We start from the raw sequence: 2,219 nt of genomic DNA on the forward strand, positions 1-2,219 counted from the left end.
ACCCCGCTCCTCGGCGGGCCGCCTCGGCCGCGCGCTGTCGGCGCGGGGGACGGCGGTGCGAGGACGTGTCGCGGGGTGGGTGCGGGTGCGCGGGACGCGCGAGGCGGGGTGAGGCCGGGCGGGCGGACGGGGGCGAGGTGACGCCGGGTGGGCAGGCTGACGCCGGGTGGGCAGGCTGACGTCGGGTGGCCTGTGAGGAATCGCCCGGCGGGACCCGGGTACGCGGAAGGGGCGGACCTCTCGGTGGAGGTCCGCCCCTTCCGCGTGAAGAAAAGTGGCGCGTCCGAAGTTTTGCGCTAGTGGCCGGATTCGTCGCGGCGCCGTTGCCAGCGCTGCTCGATACGGTCCATCATCCCGCGCTTCTGGCGGGCGGTACGGCCGGGTGGGGCCGTCGCCTGGCCGCCGGGCGCGGGAGCCTGCTGCTCGCCGGGCTTGGGGGCCTTGCGCCAGCCGGTGATCGCGAGTACCGCGCAGACGAGCATCACGAGGAAGCCGATGACGCCGAAGACGACGCTGCTCACACCGCCCTGGCCGACTCCGCCGACAAGGAGCGCGATGCCGACCAGGAAGCCCACGACCGACAGGTACACCCGGCGTCGGGTGTACGTGCGCAGCTTGCTTCCCTCAAGCGCTGTCGCGAATTTGGGATCTTCGGCGTACAGCGCTCGCTCCATCTGCTCGAGCATTCGCTGCTCGTGCTCTGAGAGCGGCACGGGAGTCCTCCTCATCGTGCAGTCGCCGGGGCGACCGGGGGTCCCCTTAAGGATAGGCAGGGAATCGCCCCCGTGAAACCCGCCCCTCTGCGCCAATTCACCGGACGCGACCGGCCGGACACCGGGGGTCCGCCGGTACACCGGTTGACACCAGCATTCCCGCGAACCCCGACGCCATGCCGGGCGGCCTCCTCCGATCATACGGCGCCTGTGCCGAGGACGGCGGGTCGAGGAAGACCGGCCGCCCGCGGGCTCAGCCGTCGGCCGCGCTCTTGCGGCCGAGCACGTGCAACTGGGTGGCCACCGCATGGAACTCGGGGCGGGCCGCGGCGGCGGCTTCGAGGCGCAGGAGGGCGTCGAGCGCGCCGGGCTCGGTGTCGACGAGGACGCCGGGCACGAGGTCCGAGAAGACCCGTACCCCGTGCACGGCGCCGGTCTCGACACCGGCCTCGGCGACGAGCGCGGTGAGCTGTCCGGCGGTGAAGCGGTGCGGCACGGGGTCGGCGGCGCCCCAGCGCCCCTCGGGGTCGTCGAGGGCTTCGCGGGCCTCGGAGAAGTGCCCGGCGAGGGCGCGCGCGAGGACGGCGCCGCCGAGACCGGCGGCGAGGAGGCTCAGGGTGCCGCCGGGGCGCAGCGCGGCGACGACGTTGCCGAGGCCGGCGGCGGGCCGGTCGAGGTATTCGAGGACGCCGTGGCACAGCACGACGTCGAAGCTCTCGCGCCCGACGACGTCGAAGAGACCGTGGACATCGCCCTGCACCCCGTGCACGAGGTCGGCGACGCCGGCTTCGGCGGCACGGCGTTCGAGCGCGAAGAGCGCGTTGGGGCTGGGGTCCACGACGGTGACCCGGTGGCCGAGCCGGGCGACGGGCACGGCGAAGTTCCCGGTGCCCCCGCCGGTGTCGAGCACGTCCAGGGTCTGCCCCGCACCGTCGAGGGCGGCCTTCAGGACATCCCAGACGACGGCGGTGCGAAGGGCGGCGCGGGGGCGCATCGGGTCGGACACGGTGCTCCTGCGGAGGGGGTGGGCGAAGTGGTGGGCTCAGCTTATGTCCTGGTGGGCCTCTCGCGCGGGCGGGCCTTCCGGGGCGGCGGGCGGGACGGCGGGGGCGGGCGGGTCAGGGGGTCTCGTACGGTTCAGGGAGGGCCAGCAAGGTCGTGGCCTGCTGGGTGAAGTCCTCGGCCGCGCGGAGGAGTTCGTCGGCCTGGCCGGTACTGGCCGGGTCGTGGAGTCCCGCCTCGGCACGGGCGCGGTGGGCGGCGCTCGCGGTGAAGAGGAGCGTCCAGGGGGCGAGGTCGGGGACCGCCTCGGCGAGCGTCTCCCACGCGCTGCGGATACCCCGGCGGCCACGGGGCCGCGTACCCGGCGGCGGCCTGTGCACCGCGAGCACGGCCGAGGCGGCCCGCAACGCGGCCCGGTGCGCGGCGGCATACCGCTCCGCACCGGTCTCGTCCCGCGCCACCGCCAGCTCCTCCCGCGCCCGGTCGAGCAGATCGCGCGCGGCG

At 75.1% G+C, this 2,219-nt stretch carries 3 protein-coding genes; all 3 read right to left on the reverse strand.

Annotated elements, in window-relative coordinates; translation table 11 throughout:
• Positions 1 to 296: 296 nt before the first annotated feature.
• Entirely contained in the window at positions 297 to 713 is a 417-nt protein-coding gene (locus G3I42_RS34510) for a DUF3040 domain-containing protein (RefSeq protein WP_164291600.1), read from the reverse strand.
• A gap of 253 nt (positions 714 to 966) precedes the next feature.
• Complete coding sequence (locus G3I42_RS34515) at positions 967 to 1,719, reverse strand: methyltransferase (RefSeq protein ID WP_164291601.1); 753 nt, start codon at positions 1,717 to 1,719, stop codon at positions 967 to 969.
• Positions 1,720 to 1,831: 112 nt separating this feature from the next.
• Positions 1,832 to 2,219, reverse strand: a 388-nt coding sequence (locus G3I42_RS34520) for an SAV_6107 family HEPN domain-containing protein (protein ID WP_239096879.1), incomplete at its 5' end; no start/stop codon positions are given.

This window comes from Streptomyces sp. SID11385, assembly GCF_010548245.1.
Classification (GTDB): domain Bacteria; phylum Actinomycetota; class Actinomycetes; order Streptomycetales; family Streptomycetaceae; genus Streptomyces.